Below are 21,840 nucleotides of genomic sequence, written 5' to 3' on the forward strand. Positions count from 1 at the left end.
GATTAACGGCCCTCGATCGCTTTGGCGATCCCGGTGATTTTCATATTCAGGAAGGTGAGACTGGTCTGAAAGTCGGTGGCATTATTGGCAAATTTGCTTTGTTCAACGCTGAGCTCGGCAGTATTGCCATCCATGGAAACCTGATAGGGAATACGATACAGAGGATGTTGCATATCATTGGCCATGACGCCCTGACTGATGGCTGCACTCGCATCTCCCGTCGCCACTTGCTGCGCGACACGCCCCAGAATCGTCTTATAATCGACATCTCGGGCCAGATAGCCAGGGGTATCCACATTGGCCAGATTCCCTGCCAGAATACGCGCCCGATCCGCTCGCACATCGAGGGCATAAGGGTGTACACCAAGAGCGCTGTCAAATGAGATACTCATGCTTCATCCTTCTATGAATCTGTCAGACCGGTGCATTCTTTATCAAGACTCATGCCAATGATGAATATCCTTTATTCCCGCTGGTTACCGCTTCAGCAGTGGCTGATAACACTGATAAAAGGGGAAGTGTTGTTTCCCGTATGGAAGCGCATAGGCCTGTTGTGCCTGCTGATGCTGCCATACCCGCTGCAAGCCGCACCAACAGACTTGTCGCGGCATTTGGAGACCCAGCTGAAAGAGGATGCCAGTGAAGCGCTGAATACCTATTTGCAGCAACAAGGCTGGTCAGCACCTGAAGTCGACTACCAAGTCTGGCTCTCTCCCGCAGTAGCCCATTTGCCCCCCTGCCAACAAGCCATTCGTCTGCAAGCAGGAGGGCAATATCGGCAACCTTGGGGGCGACGTCCCTATCTGGCTGAATGCACGGAACCTGCATGGCAACTAAGGGCTCGTGTCGAAGTGACGCTCATGTTGCCAGTGTGGGTCACGGCACAAGAAATCCAGAAAGGCCAAACCATTCGTGCCGGAGATCTCGTCGAGAAATCTCTTGATATCAGTCGATTGCAACGCGGGTTTGTTCCAAGCTCCGAATCCCTTGTGGGGAGCAAGAGCAATCGGAATCTCAGAATGGGTCAGTTGATTGGTGAGCTGGATTTGCAGAAGGCCTGGGCCGTTCGGGAAGGGGAAGGGGTGCTGATAAGAGCCGGTCTCGACAGTTTTTCCGCAACCACCCGCGGTAAAGCATTGGCAAACGGCGCCATTGGCGACGGCATTAAGGTAAGAAATATCAGCTCAGGCAAAGAGATTCAGGCCTGGGTGATCGAGAAAGGTGAAGTCGAAACCCGTTTTTAACCCAAAGGGCGGGTTTGATTTAAGTTAGGCCGGCCTTGGGTCGCTTGTCAGAGATAGACCATCAGGAATTGACGTTATGAAAATCACACGCACCGACCCGCTCTATGTTCAAACCCAGCTGCAACGCAAGCCTGAGTCTGCGACTGCACAGCCACAAGCACGCGCCAGCCAGGCTGATGCCCAGATAAGCACCACGGCGCAGTTTGTAAACCAGGCAAGATCGCAACTGGCAACTACATCGGATGTGGATATGGAGAAGGTGAACCAGATCCGTCAAGCCATCAGCGACGGCAAGCTCGAACTCGATATGGATGCGCTGAGCCAAGCCATTCTGGATATGCATCGTCGATGAGCCTGGATCCCAAGCTGCGGGTCAAGCAACTGATCATCGGTATCCAGCAAGATTGTGGTCGCTACGCCGAGCTGCAACAGCTGCTGCTGCGCCAACACAGCCTGCTGGCAGCTCACGATGTTGACGGGCTGGCTGAACACAATCAGCTGCAGACCCAACTGATGGTAGTGGTTCAGCAGCAGGCACAACAACGCTGTCAACATCTGCTCGCATTGGGATTGAAACCTGACGAAAAAGGGATGGCGACACTGATCGCAAAACTGCCAGCCAGTTTGCAAAGAAACGTTGCCAGCCAATGGCAACAACTTGAACAATTGTTACAGCAATGCTTGCGCCAAAACGAACTCAATGGGCGCCTGCTGGCAGGGCAGATCGAAACAATCAACACGCTATTGGGACAAGAACAGCCCTATGGCCAACTGGAACGCTTCCCGGACTAACCCTTACCCCTCTCTCTCAACGCGCGATGACGCAGACTGGATAACTCATCCAGCTGTCGCTGATCCCGTGACTCCTGTTGCTGACGTAGGGTCAGGTCACGCTTATCCAGCAGCAACTCCAATCCTTTGACCCGACCAAATTGCTTGAGCACCTGGCCTTCGTGGCGCTCCAAATCCAATTTGGCCAAGGCAGACTGTTGTACCTGATGAACCAGCAGATGGCGCAGTTGTCCCTCCATCTGCTGCTTGTTCTGCCACAGCAGGGGATGGAATGTCGCCGAACCTGGGCTCAGAGAGCTGATCACATCCTGCAACCTCAGCGCCCTATGCTCTTCTCGCATGGCCTCTTCTCGCAAACGCTGGCGCTCCTTGCCCATCACCTCCAACGCATCCTGCTGCAAACCAAGATAGGATTTCAACATGGTGGATCCTTAAGACTTCCCAAGCACTTGCTTCAGCCCTGTCATCACCTGAGCAAAAGGCGTCTCCTCATGGATACCCTGTTGCAGGAAGGCCGCGATGGCAGGGTAACGCTGTACCGCCTCATCCATCTGGGGGTCGGCTCCCGGCTGATAACCGCCCAATGGCAATAACTCGCGCACCTGTTGATAACGCCCCCACAACTGCCGCAGCGTCACCGCCAGCGTCTGCCATTCGGCAGGGACAACCTGTGGCATGACTCGGCTTACGGAGGCACCTATATCGATCGCGGGGTAATGTCCCTCCTCCGCCAATCGGCGCGTCAGAACAATATGACCATCCAGAATGGCGCGGGCCGCATCCACCACAGGATCCTGCTGGTCGTCCCCTTCCGCCAAGACTGTATAGAAAGCACTCAGAGAACCATCTGGGCGTGTGCCATTACCGGCCCGTTCAACCAGCTGGGTCAACATGCTGAACACCGAAGGTGGGTATCCCCGGGTCGCGGGCGGCTCCCCTATTGCCAGTGCGATCTCACGCTGAGCCTGGGCATAACGGGTCAAGGAATCCATGAGCAACAGCACATCCCGTCCCTGCTCGCGGAAATACTCGGCGATACGGTGACACAATTGTGCCGCGCGCAGACGCATCAGCGGGGATTGATCCGCTGGGGCCGCCACGACGACTGCGCGCGCCAACCCTTCCGGGCCCAGGCTGTGCTCGATAAATTCGCGTACCTCTCGCCCCCGCTCACCAATCAGTCCCACCACCACTATCTGCGCGGTCGTATTGCGGGTCATCATGCCCAGCAGCATACTCTTGCCGACCCCGGAACCCGCAAACAGGCCCAGGCGCTGTCCCTTGCCGACCGTCAACAGACCATTGATGGCACGAATGCCCACATCGAGCGGCTCGCGCACTGGCGTGCGCAGCAAGGGATTGGGGGGGGAGGAGAACAGAGCAACACGCTCACCTCCATCGCGCAACGGACGACCATCCAGGGGTTGCAACAGACCATCGACCACACGTCCCAAGAGATGCTCACCGACCTGTATTGTCTCTTCACCATCAATGGGAAGCACACGTGCACCGGCATAGAGGCCACTCATGGGTTGCAGCGGCATCAGGTAGGAAATATCCCGGTTGAACCCTACCACTTCGGCCAGCAGCTGTGCCCCTGTCGCCGTATCAACCCGGCAACGCTGGCCCATCACCAGCTGACAGCCAACCACCTCCAGTGTCAGCCCTGTGACTCGAACCAGCCGGCCATAACGGCGAAAACCGGGAACATCCTCAAAACTGTCCAGCGCTGAAGTGAGCGCCTGTTGCAGCGCTTCATGCATCCTGTGGCAATTCCAGCGTACTATTCAGCTGCTCGATACAAGAGGTGAGGCGCTCGCCTGTATTGACTTCGATCACCGCAGCCCGCGTTTCTATGCGGGCATCGCCCACACTCAGGGTGCCATCCACCTGCAATGGCCACCCCTCACAACGGGTAACGCCTTGCTCGGCCAGGCGCTGGCGATCCCCCTCACTGAGATAAATCACCAGCTCTTCCGATGCCGCTGGCAGACTCGCCAAGGCCTGCTCCACCTGATTGAGTACCTGCTGGGGATTGAGGGTAAATTCAGCCTGGATCACTCGTTTCGCAACCTGCGCCACCAGTTGGGCAACCAGCTCTTTTTGTTCCTGCATACGAGAACGGGTCAAGGACTCCCATTGCGCCTGCAGCTTGGCAAAGGGAACCAGGGCCTGATCGAACGAGGCACGCCCTTCTGCCAGTCCCTGTGAAAAACCACGAGTTTGCCCCTGTTGCAGTCCCTTGACCTCCCCGTCAACAAGACCGCTGGTCAACCCTTGCTGATAGCCTGCCTGATACCCTTCATCATGGCCTTGCTCCAGACCCTGTTGATAGCCGAATTCAAACTGCTCCTGCTGGCTCTGCGCCTCTGCTCCGCTTTGCCCCAACGAAGGGAAACGGTAAAGACGAGTAGCGCCCGTCGCCAACTTGCGAACATTGTGACTCATGAACGCCTCCTGTTAATTGACGGTGGGCTCTTCGAACAGCTGGAATTCGACCTCGCCCTGCTCCACCAATTCGCGGACCAGTTGCATGACCTCTTCCCTTGCCTGCTCGACCTTGCGCAAGGAGACACTGCCCTGCCCCTGAATTTGGGCATCCAGCGCCTGGGCCATCCGTTTCGGCATGGCTCCCAGCACCACTTTGCGGAAGCTGGCTTCGGTATTTTTCAGCGCCAATGCCAGCAGATCGCTTGGCAGTTCCTGTACCAGACGTTGCAGGGTTTCATCCGATTGACGACGCAACGCCATGAAGTCAAACATGTTCTTCTCGATTTCCAGCGCCATATCGCCATCGTGTTCCCGCAACAGGGAGAGCATCTGCTCCTTGTCTCCCTGATAACGGTTCAAGATGTCAGCCACCTGTCGTACGCCATTGACCTTGGCTCCGGACTGATCCGCCACGTAGGCGAGGCAGCGGTCCAATGTCAGACGCAGCTCTCCCAACACGTGTTCACTGACACTATTGAGGCTGGCAACCCGCACCAGCAGATCATCGTGGACGGAACCAGGCAGAGCATCCAGTACGGCAGATGCCGTCTGGGGTGGCAGGAACGCCAGCAGAACCGCCTGCATTTGCGGATGCTCGTTACGGAAGAAGCGGGCCAGCACATCGGCAGGAACCCATTGCAAACGCTGGATATCCTGGCTCATGACATCGCCATACAGGCTGTCGAGCAGACTGCGGGAGAGCCGCTGCCCCAGTGCGAGATCCAGCGTCTGTTCCAGATATTCCCGCGAAGCGCTGCCAATCCCGCTCTGCTCACGGTACTGGTTGAAGAACTGCTGCAAAGTCCACTTTGCCTCCATAGAGCTGACGCCAGACAGACCCGCCATCTTGGAGATGAGTCGCTGTACTTCGTCACGGGAGAGTTTCTGCATGACCTTGGCTGCCGCCTCTGTGCCCATGCTCAACAACAAAATCGCTGCCTTTTCCAGATTATCGATGTCGATATCGACGGCATTTTGGTTCAGATTAACGTTGTTCATTGCCACTCACCCATGCTCTGACCACTTCCGCTACCCGAGCGGTGTCCTTCTCGACCAGCAACTGCAGATGCTGAAGCTGTACTTCCAGTTCGGAACCCGGCTCTGGCAATGCCTCCAGATTCAAGGAGGAGAACTGGGGTTCCATCTGATTATCTGCACGGATCAAACCATTATTCATCATTGGAGCCGTCAGGGCGGCATCGTCATCGCGTCGCATGGAGAGACCCACAGTTGGTTCTTGCTGCTCGTCCTGCTCTTCGGCTGGTTCCTCATCGGGTAGCTGCTGGGTACGTACCAGATGCTTCACCAACGGACGAATCCCGAAGAACACCAGCGTCAAGCCAAGCAGGCCTCCGACCAGATAACGCAGTGAGTCTTGCCAATAAGGCGTTTCCCACCAGCCAGATTCAGGAGGAACAATCGGCACCGCACCGGTAAAGTCGAAGACTTGCAGACTGATCTGATCGCCCCGCGCATCATCAAATCCGACCGAGCGCTCCACCATCTGGCGGATTTGCTCCAGTTGTTCTGCACTCCAGCCATTTTTGGGGGCACTTTGCTGATTTAGCAAAATGGAGACATTCATCTTCTCCAGCCGGCCCTGCTGATAGCGGGTATGCACTATGGTTCGGCTATTTTCGTACTGTTTGTTGATCTCTTGGCGCTCGGTACGAGAGTCGTTCTTCTGGGCTTCCGAGCTGGTAGCCCCCTGATTCGGAGCGGGCTGCTCACTTTTAGGCGTTGTTTCGGGAGGACGATTGGACAAGGCTCCGGGGATCCCCAACGCCAACGCGTCTATGGTTTTATCCGACTTGCTGGACTCCTTGGTGACCACGCCCTGTGGATCCAGCTGCTGCTGAGTCTCCTCCACCGCATTGAAGTTCACATCGGCAGCGATCTGCACCCTGAAATTGCCCGTGCCCAACATGGGATAGAGCATGTCGCTGGCCCGCTGGCGGATGTACTGCTCAAGCTTGCGCACATATTCCATCTGCTGCACGCTCTGCTTGCCGAAACCAGCCTTGTCACCCAGCTCGGCGCTGAGCAGCTGACCCGCCTGATCCACTATGGTCACAGCACCCGGCTTCATGCCGGAGATGCTGCCAGCCACCAGATTGGCTATCGCCTCCACCTGTCCTGGCTCCATTGCCTGACCCGGTTGCAGATCCAGCATCACAGAGGCACTGGGTTTTTCCTCATCACGACCGACAAACAGGGTCCTCTTGGGAATCGCCAGATGAACACGAGCACTGCGCACCGCATCCAGCGAGATGATGGTTCTCGCCAGCTCACCTTCCAATGCATGCCGATAACGGGCGCCCTCCATGAATTCGCTGGTGCCAAGGCCTGTGACATTATCCAACCCTTCCAGACCGGCAGGCATGGCCGCTCTGACCCCTCTGGCAGCCAACGCCATGCGAACATGGGCAAGCTGACTCTCGGGGACCAGAATTTGACCCGTGCTCTTTTCCAAACGGAATGGCACTTGCTCCTTTTCCAGCATCTCCATGATGTTGGCGGTATCGTAAAGCTCCTGCTTGCCATACAGGGGCACGTAATTCTTGCTGGAGGTCCACAGGATTACGACGATCGTGCCAGCCACAATGGCCGCCAATAGTGCGATTGTAAGAATGGATTTGTTGTCGCGAGAAAGGCTACGCCAGTTGCGCAACCCTTCCTGGACTCGTGTTCTGAAGGAATCCGAAGCCCCTTGCGGGGACGTTACCAGTTCAGTCATCACTTACCTCAGAGTGGCATGCGCATAATGTCGTCAAAGCCTGTCATCAGCTTGTTTCGCACCTGCATCAGGGCTGAGAAGCTGAGACCCGCTTTCTGGCTGGCCACCATGGCCCCCACCAGGTCATCACTCTGACCCGCATCGACAGCGGTCATCAGTTTTGAGGCGGTATTTTGCTGCTCATTGACTCGCCCGACGACATCGCGCATGGCATCGGTGAATGACACATTCGATGCATCATTTAATTCGATGGAAGGGGTTTGGTTGGCGACTCGCTGCATCTCCTGCATCTGCTGCAAGAGCGTCACCTGTGATGACATCATTTCAATCTTCACTCGGTTATCCCTTAGTTTTGAAGCTGCTGCTCAATATCTATGCCCTGCTCACGCATGGCCGCCAGCTTGTATCTCAGTGCCCGGGTCGTCATACCAAGGGCCTCTGCCGTGCGGGTCCGATGGCCGCGAAAGCGGCGCAGGGTCTCTAGTACAAATTGAAATTCGGCATACCGACGCGTCTCGCTAAGCCCTTCCGGGGCGGAAAACGCTTCCGGTAACGCATTGTCGGATTCAATGGTGTAACTGGGCAGCATCAAATCGACTGCTTGAATATGCAATCCGCGAGCCATGATTAATGAACGTTGCATGACGTTATCCAGCTCCCGGACATTGCCAGGCCAGCCATACGCCAACAGCTGCTGACGGGCGCTTTCGCTCAGACGATAGCCTTGCTGAGGAGCATGTCGCTCGATGAAATATTCGGCCAATGGCAGTATGTCATCCGGGCGCTCCCGTAGCGCTGGCCAATTCATGGGCAGCACGTCGAGACGATAAAACAGATCTTCCCGAAACTGGCCCACGGCAACAAGCGTCCGTATGTCTTTGTTGCTGGCAGCGATAATCCGTACATCCAGTACGATAGTTTGGTGACTGCCGAGCCGCTCGACTTCCTTCTCTTGCAAAACACGCAGCAACTTGGCCTGCAGCGACAACGGCAACTCAGAAATTTCATCGAGTAGCAGGGTACCACCTTGTGCCAGCTCAAATTTGCCCGGTTGCATGCCTGTCGCACCGGTGAACGCCCCCTTGTTATGGCCAAACAAAATGGATTCGAGCATGGATTCAGGAATGGCAGCACAGTTGATGGCGATAAAAGGTTTGCCGGCACGGTTGGACATGTCGTGGATATAGCGAGCCAGTCGCTCCTTACCCGTCCCCGACTCCCCACCAATCAGAATGGTGGCAGACGTCTTGGCAGCACGACGAGCCAGTTGCAACACCTGCAGGCTCATGGCAGAGGTAGCGATCAGATTGGGTATGGATTGGCGCAGACGTAGCGCCCCCTTCACCGCATCGAGCATTTGCTGACAGCCAAAGGGTTTGACGATGTAGTCAATTGCCCCCGCCCGCATGGCTTCTGCCGCAAGATAAGCCTGCTGTTCATTAACCAGGATGACGCAATCGACGCCGCAGAATTCATGCACTAATTGAGGGCCTGCCTCGGTCATGAGATCCATGTCGAGCAAGATCAGAGCAACTGAGTTATTGGCGATAATTAATTTGGACTTCTTGATCGAGTCAACACAGGAAACAGCGTATCCCTGCGCCAACAATATCCCCTCAATATCGTTTCCATTTGATAACGCAGGTCTGATCAATAACAAATGAGGAGCTGTCTCAATACCAATGGGTCTTGAGTTTTTCTTGATAGATATATCCGAAAGCATATGAACCCGAACCCGTGATTGTGGACAAACCAATCAACAGAACTGATGTGTCAAAAATAAAAGCGCACCATGCCGGAAATGGCGCCTCTAACGGGCGTCTCATTTATGCAGAGAATGGTATCAAGGCAGTAACAATGGCCTTGGTAACCCCGCTATCATTAGCATTGCAGCTATTAGACCGGAGGCTTTGCGTCCTGACTTTTCAGTTCAGTTTGCCTTTATCATGCGACTGTCCGTTTTGGGACAAGACAGCTCCACCTATCCAGTGATAGCTGTGTGACACATGTGAATTGTTATATTTGTTATTTATTTTTAACACTTGGTGCGTCAAAAACAGTCACATCATAGCGGCTTCCAATGACAATTCAAGTAGATATGCGGAATATAACCTTCCTATCAATTCATAACATGGCAGTTCAGCTTCAGCCCAGTGTCCCAATAACTTCCACCCTCAGATCTTCAGGTATTTCATTATAAGAGAGTACTTTGAGACCTTTTGAAAAAGAACGGGCATATCGCGCCATCAGAGGTCTGAGCTGAGGCATGACAACCAATACCGGAGCATGGCCTTGCTGTTGCAACTGCTCTTTCACCAAGGGCATATTTTGCTGCAACTGCGCCAGCAGCTGAGGATCAACCGGGAAGCTATCCAACTGAATCTTGCCCTGCTGCTGGGACTGGTTCATTGCAGCCAACAGCGTCTGCTCCAGACGATCCTCCAAGGTAAACGCGGCTAAAATATCGCGCGACCCAATCGCCTGTCTGACAATCTGGCGTTTCAAGGCACATCTGACATCGGATGCCAGCAAGACAGGATCCTTGGTCAGTTCGCTCGCATCCAGCAAGGTGGTGGCGATGGTTCGAATATCGGTGAGGCTGATCTGCTCCTTGAGTAACTGGCGGAAAACCCTCAGTTGCTGCATCTGGGTCAGCGCCAGATTAAGTTCTTCTGCCAGACGGGGTGACTGGGTAGCCAGATATTGGCCCAACTTGCCCACCTCATCATGGCCAAACAGAGAATCAAGCTGCTCTCTCAACAACTTGCTGGCATGAGTGGCGATAACTGTCGCGGAGTCGACTACGGAATAACCCAGGTTCAAGGCCTTGGCCTTGTTTTCCGGCGAGATCCAGACTGCATTCATGCCATAGGCGGGATCCTGGGTCAGCTCACCGTCCAGGACTCCATACGTCTCCCCACTGCTGATGGCCATCAGTCGCTGACAGTCGACGTTACCAGCCGCAAGCGCCACCCCGGACAACTTGATCCGGTATTGATCGGGTTGCAACTGCAAGTTGTCACGCACCCGGATCTCGGGCAGCAGGAAGCCATATTGCTCAGACAGGGTTTTGCGAATACCCCGTACCCGGGCAAGCAGTTCGGCTCCCTTGTCCGCTTCTGCCAAGGGTACCAGCCGATAGCCCAGCTCAATGCCGACCGCATCGACAGGAGGCAGGTCCTGCCACTCCAGTCCCTGTGGCTCGGACTGCACCATCTGGCGCGTCAGCTCCTGGGCTGCATCGAGATCAGGATCATTGACCCGACGCTTGCTGACACTCCAACCTGCCCATGCCAGCACGGCGGCAAAGCTGAGAAAAGCCAGCATAGGCATACCTGGCACCAGACCCAGGATCAACATGATGGCAGCGGCGGTGTAGATAACCCGCGGCGATGCCAGGATCTGCTGACCCACTTGATCCGACATCTCGCCTTCATCGCTGACCCGAGTCACTATGATGGCCGCGGCGGTAGACATCAGCAAAGAAGGGATCTGAGCGACCAGACCGTCACCTATGGTGAGCAGTGCATAACTCTGGAATGCCTCCGCAACCGGCAGCGAATGCTGGAAGATACCGATCGCCAAACCACCGACCAGGTTGATGATCAACACCAGCAAGCCGGCGATGGCATCACCTCGCACGAACTTGGACGCACCGTCCATCGCACCGTAAAAATCAGCCTCTCTGGCAATCTCGTCACGCCGCGCGCGGGCCTGATGCTGATCCATGGTGCCGGCGTTGAGATCGGCATCGATCGCCATCTGTTTACCAGGCATGGCATCCAGGGTGAAACGAGCGGATACCTCGGATATCCGCTCGCCACCCTTGGTGATCACCACGAAGTTGATGATCATCAGGATCACGAAGACCACCAGACCGACGACATAGTTACCACCGATGACAACTTCCCCGAAGGCCTGAATGACCTTACCAGCAGCCTCATGCCCCTCGTGACCATGCAACAAGACGACGCGGGTAGAGGCAACGTTGAGCGACAACCGCATCAGGGTTGCCACCAGCAACACTGTGGGGAAAACGGAAAAATCGAGCGGACGGCGGGCCGAGACAGAAACCAGCAGTACCAGAACCGCCAACACTATGTTGAACGTGAACAGGACATCCAGCAGCCAACCGGGCAGAGGCAAGATCATCATGGCCAGAATGGCCAGGAGCAGCATGGGGATCGCGGTATAGGATTGGGTCAATACACGCCAGTTCACAACTTACCTCTCAGGTTGACGTAACTCGGGCGGCACATGCAAAGGGGCAAGAGGAGTTGGTTTCTTCCCCTTGCCAGCCGCATAGGCCCGTAACTGCAATACATGGTTCAGCACATAGGCCACAGCGGTGTAAAGACCCGCAGGCACTTCTTGGTCTACTCGGGTGGAGTAATAGATGGCCCGGGTCAGATCCGGCAGACTCATGACCATCTTGTCGTGCTGCTTTGCGACCTGGCGGATCCGCTCCGCCATGCCGTCAATCCCTTTGGCAATCACGTAAGGGGCATTTGCCCTCTCAGGATCATATTTAATGGCCACCGCATAGTGGGTCGGGTTGACGATGATCACATCGGCCTGTGGTACACGCTGTTCGATGCGGGCACGGGCAAGCATCCCTTGCACCTGGCGGATCTTGGCCTTTATCTCGGGCCGCCCTTCACTGTTTCTATGCTCATCCTTGACCTCTTGCTTGGTCATCCGCAGTTGCTTGTTCAGGGACCAACGCTGATACGGCACATCCAGCACGGCAATCAGCATCTGCACACTGCCAAGCAAAATAAATGCCTGAGAGAGGATCCGCAGCGCCTGCTCCATCGCGGCCTGGGGCGGCATGCGGTTCATCATCATCAGCAAGGGCCATTGGTGCTGCAGCATCAGTGCCAACGTTGAGCCAATCAGCAGGATCTTGAGCACTGACTTCAGCAGTTCCATCAGGCTGTGAGTTGAGAACATCCGCTTGAGCCCCTTGAGCGGATTGAGCTTCTCTGCGCTGGGCAGTAATTTCTTCCAGGTCAGCACCATGCCGCCTGGCACTATGCTGAGCAGTACCAGCAACAACGCCAGAAAACCGAACAGAGGTAGCAGCACCCACAACATGCTGAGCAGGGCTTCAGCCGTCCAGTGAATCATCATTTGCGGATCACGGGCGCCTTGCCAGTCAAAGCGTTGAGGACGTTTCATCAACTCGGCAAAGAAGTGGCCAAAGCTGGGCACCATCCATTGCATGGCGAGGCCCCCCAGCAGCAGCAGCCCGGCGGAGCTCAACTCCTTGGAGCGCGCTATCTGTCCCTCTTCCCGAGCCTTGCGCAGTTTCTGGGAAGAGGCCTCTTCGGTTTTATCCTGGGCGCTATTCTGGCTCATGACGGGGTCAGCGCCCTGAGTTGCTCCAGCACATGCGTCACCAGGTCAAGGTAGCGAGCCGGTACGCCACTGATGGAAATAGCCATGGTCACCAACCCGAGCAACAAGGTCATGGGAAAACCCAGCGAAAATATGTTCAGGGATGGCGCAGTACGGTTCATGACCCCGAAGGTAAGGTTGACCATCAACATGGCCACCACTGCAGGCAAGGTCAGGATCAATGCGGCACCAATACACCAGCCAAACAAACCTATGACCCCTTTCATATCCAGCAAGTCGAGTGAAGATCCCGGTGGCCAGCTACGCAGACTCTGTACCAGCACATCCAGAGTGACCAGATGACCGTTGAGCCCAAGAAACAACAGTGAGCAGAAGATAAGCATCAGCTGGCTGACGATAGGTGCAGAATCCCCGTTGCTGGGATCATTCATTACTGCCATCGCAAGACCCATCTGCATGGAGAGGATCTGCCCAGCCATGGTCATGATCATGAACAACATCTGGACACAGAGTCCGAACAACAGCCCGAACAACAGTTGCTCTACAGTCAGTACCAGGGCGCCAGTGCTGAAAGGATCGACCACTGGCATCTCTTTTAACATGGGAGCGATCAACAGGCTGACAATGAAGGCAAGGAGCAAACGCACTTGTGGCGGGATCCGGCCATCACCAAATACCGGCATAACCCAAAATGCGGTGGCGATCCGGATGAATGGCCACCACCACTGCCCCAACCAGGCCGTCAGGTCGGCAGCACTGAGGGACAGCAGGGAATTCATCCAATAAGCCCGGGTATCTTCAGAAACAGATCGTGGAACAGGGTCGTGATTTGGGAGAGCAACCAGTTGCCAGTGAAGATAAGCGTCATCAAGGTCACCAGAAAACGTGGCAAGAAGCTGAGTGTTTGCTCCTGGATCTGGGTAGCTGCCTGAAATACGCTGACGACCAGACCGACGATAAGGCTCGGTACAATCAATACCGAAACCATCACTACCACCAAGTTAACGGCACCACCAATGAGCGCCACACTCTGCTCCGGCGTCACGTCAGCCTCCACTACCAAAGCTAGCTGCGAGGGTGCCTACCGTCATGGACCAGCCATCCACCAGCACGAACACCATCAGCTTGAACGGTAACGAGATGATCAGGGGCGAGAGCATCATCATCCCCATCGCCATCAGCACGCTGGCAACGACCAGATCTATCACCAGAAAGGGGATAAACAACATAAATCCTATCTGGAAGGCCGTATTCAGTTCACTCAGCACAAAAGCAGGCAACAAGACCCCGAACGGGACCTCAGCCTTGGTGAGGGAGGTAGGTTCACCGGAGATCCGCAGCATCTGTTCCAGGTCCGGTTCGCGGGTCTGCGCCAGCATAAAATGACGCAAGGGCTTTTCAGCCCGAGAAATCCCCTCCGACAGGCTAATTTCATTCTGGTCGTAAGGGATGAATGCATGCTGATACATGTCAGTCCAGACAGGGCGCATGATCACTATCGTCAGTATCAAGCTGATGCCTATCAGTACACGGTTGGGAGGGCTCTGCTGCAAGCCCATCGCCTGGCGCAGAATCGCCAGCACTATGATGATCCGGGTAAAACTGGTCATCATGAGCAATAGCGTCGGAAGTAGCCCCAACAGGGTCATGAAGAACAGGATCTGCAACTTGATGTTGTAGTCCTCCCCACCTTCCGCCCCCGGTAAAACCGAGAACAATGTCATGTCTGCCCCCCAACTGGGCAGTGAACACAACAGCAGAGCAAACAGCAGGTGGCGCATCAGTCGTCCATGCCACCCAGCAGATTGGTGTCGATCACATCCACTAGACGCAGACCATATTTACCATTGACCACAACGACTTCCCCCTTGGCCAGCAGGCGGCCATTTACCCGGACGTCAAGCGGCTCACCAGCCAATTTGTCGAGCTCGATAACAGCCCCTTCTTCCACTCGCATCAATTCCCCCAGCGAGACCTCGGTACTGGCCACTTCCAGCGTTACCTTGACCGGGATCTGGCGAAAGAAAGAGAGATCCCGCTGCTTGCTGCTACTGGTGGGAGCCATATAGTCTGCCGCACTCGGCATGCTGATATCATCGCCAAACAGTTGATCCAGACCATCCAAATCCAGCGGGTCATTCATATTGTGCTCGTTCATGATTCGATTATTCCTCTACGACCGTCGCGACCTGATAAACCAGGCTGCCTTTATGTTCAGCGATACGTCCACTAAAGCAGGGACGGTTACCAATGAGGGCTGGCACCACTTCCGGTAAATCCAGCGAGAGTACATCGCCCACCTTGAGGCACTCCAGGTCGGCCAGCGTCATGGACAACTGCCCCATCACCACGCGTAAACGTGTGGGAATGTGTGTCAATACCTGCTCCAAGGCACCATCTTGCAAGGTGTACCCTGCCACAGGGCTTGTTCTCTCAGCGGGCGGAACCAGCCACAACTGCCAACCATGCGAAAAGCTCCCCACCGTCAGGGTGGCGGCGGCCATCCACAGTCGTGACACCGGGAGGGCATCACGTGTAATCAAGGTCAATTGCCACTCGAGATCACCCAGCCCCAGGCAGGAGGACCAGATGTCGACCTGATATTGGCAAAGACGCAACACCAGGCGTTGCTCGGTATCCGTCAATCCTTTGCTATGAGAGACGGTGTCTCCTTGATTGCGTAAAGAGCCGCCGAAGAAAAGCACCGCCAAGCGATAGATAACTGAAGGGGATATGGAGAAATAAGCGACCCGTTGGGTATCAAGCGGACTACGGGCCTCAATCCAGATCAAGCCATCATCATGTTCCTGAGATGAAACGGCGATGAACTCCTGATAAGTCAGCTCGCAATCAGCGCTATTGAATAGCTGGGCCATGCAGCCGGCGGCCTGCAGGGAAAAAGTCCCCAGCTGGGCATTTACTTGTTTGAGTCGTTCCCGGTCTGCTCGCTCGACACCCAGAAGATCATAATGGGGAAGGGTTTTGCCCCGCTCAGCACAAAGCAACCGAGAAGGTGTGAGCATTACGCCGCTTGATGACATTAAGAATCCACCTTAGCCATTTTTATCTCGCCTTACTGCCACAGAGACATCTATCAGGCCAGCCATGTGATCGGTACAAATAGTCCAGCCGACATAGAACGACCAGAATGGGCGAGAACTTTATTACAAAACCCTAAAAGGCGCCACGAGACAGTCTGGCAACCCAAAAATAAAAATCCCGGCACCAGAAGGTGCCGGGATTTTAAGGTACTTGCATACCTTGAATAGGTCGGAGTCGGCCTGTAAGCCGGGTTCTGTTCCGGGTTGCCCCGGTAGCAATCATTCCTCTAGGCCAGCAATCGCTCACTGACTCAAGCAACCTACCCGCCCCCAACGCGGGCCGCGCCAATAGGGGCCTATTTGGTCTTGCTTCGGGTGGAGTTTACCGTGCCACGAACTGTTGCCAGTCGCGCGGTGCGCTCTTACCGCACCCTTTCACCCTTACCTGATCCCTTGCGGGCCATCGGCGGTTTGCTCTCTGTTGCACTGGTCGTAGGCTCACGCCTCCCAGGCGTTACCTGGCACCCTGCCCTATGAAGCCCGGACTTTCCTCCCCTCCGCCCGTCTGTCCCGAGGGACACAACGACGAAGCAGCGATTGCCCAGCCGACTCCGGGCGCGGATTATAGCCTTGTCCAGCGCCCCGGGTAAACCTGCAATTGGCCTTTCCCCAGATTAATAGTGCTCGAGACCGTATTTGTAGAGGGCATTCTTCTTGATGCCATGGATCTCGGCGGTGAGCGCTGCCGCTTTCTTCAGCGGCAATTCGGCCACCAGCAGCCCCAGGGTGCGGATCGCCTCAGCGGGCAGCTCTTCATCTACCTTGCTGGCACCGGCGACCACCAGCACGATTTCGCCACGGCAGCGGTTATCGTCCTGACCGAGCCAGGTCAGCATCTCTGAGGCGGGCAGACCATGGATGGACTCGAAGGTCTTGGTCAGCTCACGGCATACCACCACCTGACGCTCCCCCAGGATGCGAGCGATCGCTTCTACCGTATCCTGCACCCGGCGTGGGGATTCGTAAAACACCAGCGAACGGGTATCTTCAATCACCGCCTGCAGCCGATCGTCACGGCCCTTGGTTTTCGCGGGCAGGAATCCTTCGAAGGCAAACCGGTCAGTCGGCAAACCGGCGGCGCTCAACGCCGTGATGGCGGCACAGGGACCGGGCAGCGGCACCACCTTGACCCCAGCCTCACGACAGCGGGTGACCAAGTGGTAACCAGGGTCGCTGATGAGCGGGGTGCCGGCATCAGAGACCAGGGCGACGTTCTTGCCCTCCTTGATCCTGCCGATCAGCACATCGGCTTTCTGCTGCTCGTTGTGATCGTGCAGCGCGAAGGTCGGCACCGAGATTTGGTAGTGGCTGAGCAGGATACCGGTATGACGCGTATCCTCGGCAGCCACCAGATCGACACTGCGTAAAATGTCCAATGCACGCTGGGTGATGTCCGCCAGATTACCGATCGGAGTGGGGACTATATACAGGGTTGGGATGTCACTCATGGGATCTCCGCGTGTCCCGACAATTGTGTCGCCATATTGGCCCGTTTACACTATGGAGAACTTCAACACTGGTCGGGGAATGAACTTGAACCGGGTTACAAAGCAGCTAAGTGTATCACGACTCTTCGGCATCCTACTCGCGGCAGTACTGCTCGCCGCCTGTGCGTCGGAGCCCAACCAACCTTCCGGGCAACCAGGCATGCCGTCTGCGTTCTCCAATCTGACCAAGAATGCCCAGTGGTATCTGGAGCAGGTGGACCCGGCCAAACCGGCCGAAGCCTTCACCTGGCAGGTGATGGCGGCGCGCAGCTATCTGGCGCTCGGCCAGGCCAAACCGGCCTCGGCCCTGTACCAGCAATTGCAGAAGCAGGCCCAGAGCACGGAGCAGAAGGCACAGCTGCAACTGTTGCAGGCACATCTGTTGCTCGCCCAGGGCAACGCCAACCAGGCGCTGATCCTGCTGGAGGGCAAGCCGGCGGTGGCGCTGGATGCCGATACCCAGAAGGACTGGTATCGCCAGCGGGTAGTGCTGCAACTGGACATCAACAACAAGTTTGGTGCCGCCAAGTCGTTGATCCTGCTGGAGCCCTATCTGGCCCAGAATGAGCTGGCGACCAACCATCAGCAGATCTGGTCGCTGCTCAAAAGCATGACCCCGTCCACCCTGCAGGCGCTGGAAGAGGCCCCGGCCCCCGATGTGACCACCGGCTGGCTGCGACTGGCGGCGCTGGTGAACGAGTTCGGTGCCCAGCCCAATCAGCTGGCCCGCCAGCTGGCAGGCTGGAAGCAGGCCTTCCCGAACCACCCGGCCCAGAAAGACATGCCGGCGGGCCTGGGTGATCTCGCTACCAGCAACCTCAATACCCTGCAGCAGATCGCCGTGTTCCTGCCGCTCTCCGGCAACCTGGAGCCTCAGGGCGCCGCTATCCGCAACGGCATGTTGATGTCTTACAAGGAGAATCAGGGCCAATTCACCCTCAACTTCTACGACACCCAGGCCAAGGCGATGGGCGAGCTCTACAAGCAGGCCATTCAGGAAGGGGCCAACATGATCATAGGCCCTCTGCTCAAGGACAGGGTCGAGGAGCTGCTCAAGTCCAATCCGAGCGTGCCCGTGCTGGCACTGAACGAGCTGGACAAGCCGATCGTCAATGACAACACCTTCTACTTCTCCCTCTCGGCTGCCGCCGACGCGACCCAGGCCGCGCAATATCTCTACGGTCAGGGTTATCGCAAGCCCTTGCTGATCGCAGCCCAGGGGCGGATTGGCTACAGCAGCATCAAGGCATTCGAGCAGGCATGGGCCACAGTGAGCCAGGACAAACCGGTCGTTGCCACCTTCGGTGCCCGCAACGAGGTGCAGGGGATGGTCAAGAATGCCCTGAGCGGCCGCTCGACCGCCCGGGCCGGGGAAGTGGTGCAACTCTCAGCCGCCGCTCCGCGCAGCATAGATGTGGTCTATGTGGTCGCCAACAGCCTGGAAACCCGGATGATCAAGCCCTATGTGGACATCTCGGTCAATCCCATGGGCAGCCTGCCGATCTACAGCAGCTCGCGCAGCTACGACAGCGCCACCACCGAGGTCGCCTCCGAGCTCAATGGCATGCACATCTCCGACATGCCGCTGCTGCTGGGTGGCTACGAGAAGCAACGGGAGCAGATCGCCCTGCTCTGGCCACAGACCCAGGGTGACCTGCTGCGCCTGTTCGCACTCGGCTACGATGCCGTCAGCCTGGCGGAAAACCTGCAGCAGATGCGCAAGGTCAATGCCATGCAGCAACCGGGCATGAGCGGCCAGCTGAGCGTGGACGCCGGCGGCAACATAGTGCGGGTACTGGACTGGGCCACCTACCAGAATGGCAAGCTGGTCAGCGACAGTGCCATGCCCCAGCTCGAGGGAGCCCCCCATGAAGGGTCTATTGGCACGGATGAGCCAGCAGTGGCAGAACCTGTTCCCGTCACCGACGAGCAAGGGACAGCACTTTGAGCAGGTAGCGGAGCGCTGGTTGCAGGCCCGCGGCCTGCAACCCGTGACCCGCAACTACCGCTGTCGGGGTGGCGAAATCGATCTCATCATGCGCCAGGGGGAAACCCTGGTGTTTGTTGAGGTCCGCTACCGCGCCAACACCTGCCATGGCGGAGCAGCCAGCTCGGTCACCCGGCGCAAGCAGCACAAGATCGTGCTGGCAGCGCGCCACTATTTCAAGCAACATGCCATCAACGAGGCCAGCCAGGCCTGCCGATTCGATGTGATTGCGTTCGAGGGCGACCAGCCAGACTGGATCCAGAACGCATTTTAAGAGGACCCTATGACTGACCGCATCAAAGAGAACTACACCGAAAGCATCCAGACCAAGATTGCCGCCGCCGAGGCGCTGCCGGACGCTATCCATACTGCGGCCCAGATGCTGACCATCTGTCTGCTCAATGGCCACAAGGTGATGGCATGCGGTAATGGTCCTTCTGCGGCGCTGGCCCAGCTGTTCATCTCCGAGCTGGTCAACTGCTACGAGACAGAGCGCCCCTCCCTGCCCGGCATGGCACTGACCCCCGACATGGCCACCATCAGCGCCATCGCCACCGACCATGGCTTCGAGGAGGTGTATGCCAAGCAGATCCGGGCGCTGGGTCAACCCGGCGACATCCTGGTGGTCATCACCACCACGGGCAACAGCCGCAGCCTGATCAAGGCGGCCGAAGCCGCCCTCTCCCGCGACATGACCATAGTGGTGCTCGGCGGCGGTGACGGTGGCGAGATCGCCGGCCTGCTCGGTCCCAACGATGTGGAGATCCGGGTGCCATCCGCCCGTCGCCCCCGCATTCTGGAAGTGAACCTGTTGACCCTGCACTGCCTGTGTGATCTCATCGACCAGACTCTTTTCCCGCAACAGGAAGATTGAAACCATGAAGAAACAAACTCTCCTGCTCGGCCTGCTGGCCGGCACCCTGCTGCTGCAAGGCTGCGCGGCCGTGGTGGTGGGCGGTGCCGCCGGTACTGCCAAGGCTTCCGGCGATCGCCGCACCCTGGGTGCCCAGTGGGACGATCAGGCCATAGAGCTGAAAGCGGCCAACTTGCTGGCCGACAACAAGCCGCTGAGCGCGGCCAGCAAGATCAGCGTTTACAGCAACAACGGCCGCGTGTTGCTGGTCGGTCAGACACCTTCTGACGCCTACAAACTCGAGGCGGGCAAGGTCGTTGCCCGGATCGAAGGGGTGCGCCACGTCTACAACGAGCTGCGCCTCGGCCAGCCGGTCAGCATAGGGGTTCGCAGCAATGACTCCTGGATCACCTCCAAGGTCCGGGCGGACATGCTGGGAGCCAAGAACTTCGACAGCGCCAAGGTCAAGGTGGTCACCGAGAATGGCGAGGTGTTCCTGATTGGCTTGGTCACTCGCCAGGAAGGGGATCAGGCCGTCGAGATAGCCCGCCACGTCAGCGGCGTGAAGCGCGTCATCAAGGCTTTCGAGTTCGCCCAGAACTGAGCGATGAACAAACCGCCATAAAAAAACGCAGCCAACTGGCTGCGTTTTTATTTGATGACTTTCAGCGTCGGACGACCGGTCGGACGCGGTGGTTCCGGCTCGGGCTCCACGGGTGCTTCGGCCTGCTCCAGCCAGAGGTCATAACCCGGCTCGGGCGGGAACAGCGTACCCACGCCGTTTTCCCGGGCATGAATGGCCAGCACGGCCGCCATCGGGATATAGACCTGCTGGGAGACACCACCAAAACGGGCACTGAAGCTGATGGCTTCATTGTCCATGTGGAACTGTCCCACCGCACGCGGCGCTATGTTCAACACGATTTGTCCATCCTGGACAAACTGCATCGGCACCATCACATGAGGGATGTTGACGTTGACCACCAGATGCGGGGTCAGCTCGTTATCCAGCAACCAGTCAAAGAACGCCCGCAACAGATACGGGCGACTGGGTGTCATTGTCGGTTCCATGCTCATACGCCAGCGCGGATCTCGCGCTCGGCTTCGGTCAGGGAAGCCTGGAAGGATTCACGCTCGAACAGACGAACCATGTAGGCCTTCAGCTCCTTGGCACCACGACCGGTGAAGTCGATGCCGAGGCTCGGCAGACGCCACAGCAGCGGGGCCATGTAGCAGTCGACCAGACCGAACTCTTCGCTCATGAAATAAGGCATTTCACCGAAGATGGGCGCGATGGCCAGCAGGTTGTCACGCAGTTCGGCACGCGCCGCATCCACGTCAGTCCCCGCCATGATCTTGTCGGCCAGGGAGTACCAGTCCAGCTCGATGCGATGCATCATCAGACGGCTGTTACCACGGGCAACCGGGTAGACAGGCATCAGGGGCGGGTGCGGGAAGCGCTCGTCCAGATACTCCATGATGATGCGTGAGGTGTACAGTGCCAGCTCACGATCGACCAGAGTCGGTACAGTGTTGTACGGGTTCAGCTCGGCCAGCTCATCCGGCAGGTTGCTTGGGTCAACCTGGCAAATATCTACGCTAACACCCTTCTCCGCCAGGACAATGCGCACCTGATGGCTGAACATATCGTTGGCACCGGAAAACAGCGTCATTACCGAACGCTTATTGGCAGCTACAGCCATTGAACCCTCCCGTCATTAAAAAGCAGAAACGGCAATGAAGCATCTTGGTCTTCATTGCCGTGCATTATATTACCCGGATCTGGTC

Annotated in this window: 25 protein-coding genes, 1 other RNA gene and 1 riboswitch; of the genes, 7 read left to right on the forward strand and 19 right to left on the reverse strand. The window is 56.8% G+C overall.

Annotated features, from left to right (window positions below):
* Window positions 1-2: 2 nt before the first annotated feature.
* A complete protein-coding gene (gene lfgB, locus AACW87_RS17130; protein ID WP_042867927.1) occupies window positions 3-392 on the reverse strand; it encodes a lateral flagellar basal body rod protein LfgB in 390 nt (129 codons plus the stop codon).
* A gap of 57 nt (window positions 393-449) precedes the next feature.
* On the opposite strand from lfgB, the gene lfgA reads away from it, so the two are divergent.
* The 3 genes from lfgA to lfgN all read left to right on the forward strand — a co-directional run bounded on the left by lfgA (window position 450) and on the right by lfgN (window position 2,036).
* Window positions 450-1,244 (forward strand): lateral flagellar basal body P-ring formation protein LfgA, encoded by a 795-nt coding sequence (lfgA, locus tag AACW87_RS17135; RefSeq protein WP_059112798.1) that lies wholly within the window; start codon window positions 450-452, stop codon window positions 1,242-1,244.
* Window positions 1,245-1,320: 76 nt separating this feature from the next.
* Window positions 1,321-1,596, forward strand: a complete 276-nt coding sequence (gene flgM, locus AACW87_RS17140) for a flagellar biosynthesis anti-sigma factor FlgM (protein ID WP_042867924.1) — start codon at window positions 1,321-1,323, stop codon at window positions 1,594-1,596.
* Window positions 1,593-2,036 carry a lateral flagellar protein LfgN gene (gene lfgN / locus AACW87_RS17145; protein WP_103472066.1) on the forward strand — a complete coding sequence of 148 codons (444 nt, stop codon included), beginning with the start codon at window positions 1,593-1,595 and terminating at the stop codon, window positions 2,034-2,036. Before flgM ends, lfgN begins: the two co-directional genes overlap by 4 nt.
* Here lfgN and lfiJ read toward each other — a convergent pair.
* The 16 genes from lfiJ to rsmI all read right to left on the reverse strand — a co-directional run bounded on the left by lfiJ (window position 2,033) and on the right by rsmI (window position 17,173).
* Entirely contained in the window at window positions 2,033-2,458 is a 426-nt protein-coding gene (lfiJ, locus tag AACW87_RS17150; RefSeq protein ID WP_103472065.1) for a lateral flagellar protein LfiJ, read from the reverse strand. The two genes, lfgN and lfiJ, sit on opposite strands and share 4 nt — an antisense overlap.
* Window positions 2,459-2,467: 9 nt before the next feature.
* Window positions 2,468-3,799, reverse strand: a complete 1,332-nt coding sequence (lfiI, locus tag AACW87_RS17155; protein WP_241325635.1) for a lateral flagellar FliI-like assembly ATPase LfiI — start codon at window positions 3,797-3,799, stop codon at window positions 2,468-2,470.
* Window positions 3,792-4,484: a lateral flagellar assembly protein FliH gene (lfiH, locus tag AACW87_RS17160; RefSeq protein WP_241325636.1), complete on the reverse strand. Its 693-nt coding sequence runs from the start codon at window positions 4,482-4,484 to the stop codon at window positions 3,792-3,794. Before lfiH ends, lfiI begins: the two co-directional genes overlap by 8 nt.
* A 12-nt stretch (window positions 4,485-4,496) precedes the next feature.
* Window positions 4,497-5,525, reverse strand: a complete 1,029-nt coding sequence (gene fliGL / locus AACW87_RS17165; RefSeq protein WP_059112792.1) for a lateral flagellar motor switch protein FliGL — start codon at window positions 5,523-5,525, stop codon at window positions 4,497-4,499.
* Window positions 5,512-7,254, reverse strand: coding sequence for a lateral flagellar M-ring protein FliFL (gene fliFL, locus AACW87_RS17170; RefSeq protein WP_241325661.1), 1,743 nt, complete (start codon window positions 7,252-7,254; stop codon window positions 5,512-5,514). Before fliFL ends, fliGL begins: the two co-directional genes overlap by 14 nt.
* Before the next feature lie 17 nt (window positions 7,255-7,271).
* The gene (gene lfiE / locus AACW87_RS17175; protein ID WP_081097860.1) at window positions 7,272-7,598 is read right to left on the reverse strand and encodes a lateral flagellar hook-basal body complex protein LfiE; all 327 of its coding nucleotides are present in this window, start codon (window positions 7,596-7,598) and stop codon (window positions 7,272-7,274) included.
* A gap of 11 nt (window positions 7,599-7,609) precedes the next feature.
* Window positions 7,610-8,986 (reverse strand): lateral flagellar response regulator transcription factor LafK, encoded by a 1,377-nt coding sequence (gene lafK / locus AACW87_RS17180; protein ID WP_241325637.1) that lies wholly within the window; start codon window positions 8,984-8,986, stop codon window positions 7,610-7,612.
* Between the two features lie 139 nt (window positions 8,987-9,125).
* Window positions 9,126-9,213: riboswitch (cyclic di-GMP riboswitch) on the reverse strand.
* Between the two features lie 195 nt (window positions 9,214-9,408).
* Complete coding sequence (gene lfhA, locus AACW87_RS17185) at window positions 9,409-11,484, reverse strand: lateral flagellar biosynthesis protein LfhA (RefSeq protein ID WP_241325638.1); 2,076 nt, start codon at window positions 11,482-11,484, stop codon at window positions 9,409-9,411.
* A gap of 3 nt (window positions 11,485-11,487) precedes the next feature.
* A complete protein-coding gene (flhB, locus tag AACW87_RS17190) occupies window positions 11,488-12,624 on the reverse strand; it encodes a flagellar biosynthesis protein FlhB (RefSeq protein WP_103472060.1) in 1,137 nt (378 codons plus the stop codon).
* The gene (gene lfiR, locus AACW87_RS17195; RefSeq protein ID WP_241325639.1) at window positions 12,621-13,403 is read right to left on the reverse strand and encodes a lateral flagellar biosynthetic protein LfiR; all 783 of its coding nucleotides are present in this window, start codon (window positions 13,401-13,403) and stop codon (window positions 12,621-12,623) included. The genes flhB and lfiR overlap by 4 nt, the downstream gene beginning before the upstream one ends.
* Window positions 13,400-13,669 carry a lateral flagellar biosynthetic protein LfiQ gene (gene lfiQ / locus AACW87_RS17200; RefSeq protein ID WP_005314303.1) on the reverse strand — a complete coding sequence of 90 codons (270 nt, stop codon included), beginning with the start codon at window positions 13,667-13,669 and terminating at the stop codon, window positions 13,400-13,402. The genes lfiR and lfiQ overlap by 4 nt, the downstream gene beginning before the upstream one ends.
* A 1-nt stretch (window position 13,670) precedes the next feature.
* Window positions 13,671-14,405: a flagellar type III secretion system pore protein FliP gene (gene fliP, locus AACW87_RS17205; RefSeq protein ID WP_103472058.1), complete on the reverse strand. Its 735-nt coding sequence runs from the start codon at window positions 14,403-14,405 to the stop codon at window positions 13,671-13,673.
* Entirely contained in the window at window positions 14,405-14,782 is a 378-nt protein-coding gene (lfiN, locus tag AACW87_RS17210) for a lateral flagellar motor switch protein LfiN (protein ID WP_103472057.1), read from the reverse strand. Before lfiN ends, fliP begins: the two co-directional genes overlap by 1 nt.
* Before the next feature lie 7 nt (window positions 14,783-14,789).
* Window positions 14,790-15,665: a lateral flagellar motor switch protein LfiM gene (gene lfiM / locus AACW87_RS17215; protein ID WP_241325640.1), complete on the reverse strand. Its 876-nt coding sequence runs from the start codon at window positions 15,663-15,665 to the stop codon at window positions 14,790-14,792.
* Between the two features lie 227 nt (window positions 15,666-15,892).
* Window positions 15,893-16,278: RNase P RNA component class A (rnpB, locus tag AACW87_RS17220), an RNA gene on the reverse strand.
* Window positions 16,279-16,339: 61 nt separating this feature from the next.
* Complete coding sequence (gene rsmI, locus AACW87_RS17225) at window positions 16,340-17,173, reverse strand: 16S rRNA (cytidine(1402)-2'-O)-methyltransferase (RefSeq protein WP_241325641.1); 834 nt, start codon at window positions 17,171-17,173, stop codon at window positions 16,340-16,342.
* A 199-nt stretch (window positions 17,174-17,372) separates the two neighbouring features.
* Between rsmI and AACW87_RS17230 the strand changes: the two genes are divergently transcribed.
* Genes AACW87_RS17230 through dolP form a run of 4 tightly spaced genes read left to right on the forward strand, consistent with a single transcriptional unit; the run spans window position 17,373 to window position 20,656 of the window.
* Window positions 17,373-19,160: a penicillin-binding protein activator gene (locus AACW87_RS17230; RefSeq protein ID WP_241325642.1), complete on the forward strand. Its 1,788-nt coding sequence runs from the start codon at window positions 17,373-17,375 to the stop codon at window positions 19,158-19,160.
* A complete protein-coding gene (locus tag AACW87_RS17235) occupies window positions 19,081-19,473 on the forward strand; it encodes a YraN family protein (protein ID WP_241325643.1) in 393 nt (130 codons plus the stop codon). Before AACW87_RS17230 ends, AACW87_RS17235 begins: the two co-directional genes overlap by 80 nt.
* 9 nt (window positions 19,474-19,482) lie before the next feature.
* The gene (locus AACW87_RS17240) at window positions 19,483-20,073 is read left to right on the forward strand and encodes a D-sedoheptulose-7-phosphate isomerase (protein WP_005305871.1); all 591 of its coding nucleotides are present in this window, start codon (window positions 19,483-19,485) and stop codon (window positions 20,071-20,073) included.
* Window positions 20,074-20,077: 4 nt separating this feature from the next.
* Window positions 20,078-20,656: a division/outer membrane stress-associated lipid-binding lipoprotein gene (gene dolP / locus AACW87_RS17245; RefSeq protein WP_042867884.1), complete on the forward strand. Its 579-nt coding sequence runs from the start codon at window positions 20,078-20,080 to the stop codon at window positions 20,654-20,656.
* 47 nt (window positions 20,657-20,703) lie between these two features.
* Here the strand turns inward: dolP and AACW87_RS17250 are convergent, their stop codons facing one another.
* Both AACW87_RS17250 and sspA read right to left on the reverse strand, forming a co-directional pair.
* Window positions 20,704-21,129, reverse strand: coding sequence for a ClpXP protease specificity-enhancing factor (locus AACW87_RS17250; protein ID WP_043554320.1), 426 nt, complete (start codon window positions 21,127-21,129; stop codon window positions 20,704-20,706).
* Window positions 21,126-21,755, reverse strand: coding sequence for a stringent starvation protein SspA (gene sspA / locus AACW87_RS17255; protein ID WP_011707594.1), 630 nt, complete (start codon window positions 21,753-21,755; stop codon window positions 21,126-21,128). The genes AACW87_RS17250 and sspA overlap by 4 nt, the downstream gene beginning before the upstream one ends.
* Window positions 21,756-21,840: the final 85 nt, after the last annotated feature.

It is taken from the genome of Aeromonas sp. MR7, from assembly GCF_963899385.1.
Taxonomy (GTDB): domain Bacteria; phylum Pseudomonadota; class Gammaproteobacteria; order Enterobacterales; family Aeromonadaceae; genus Aeromonas; species Aeromonas bestiarum.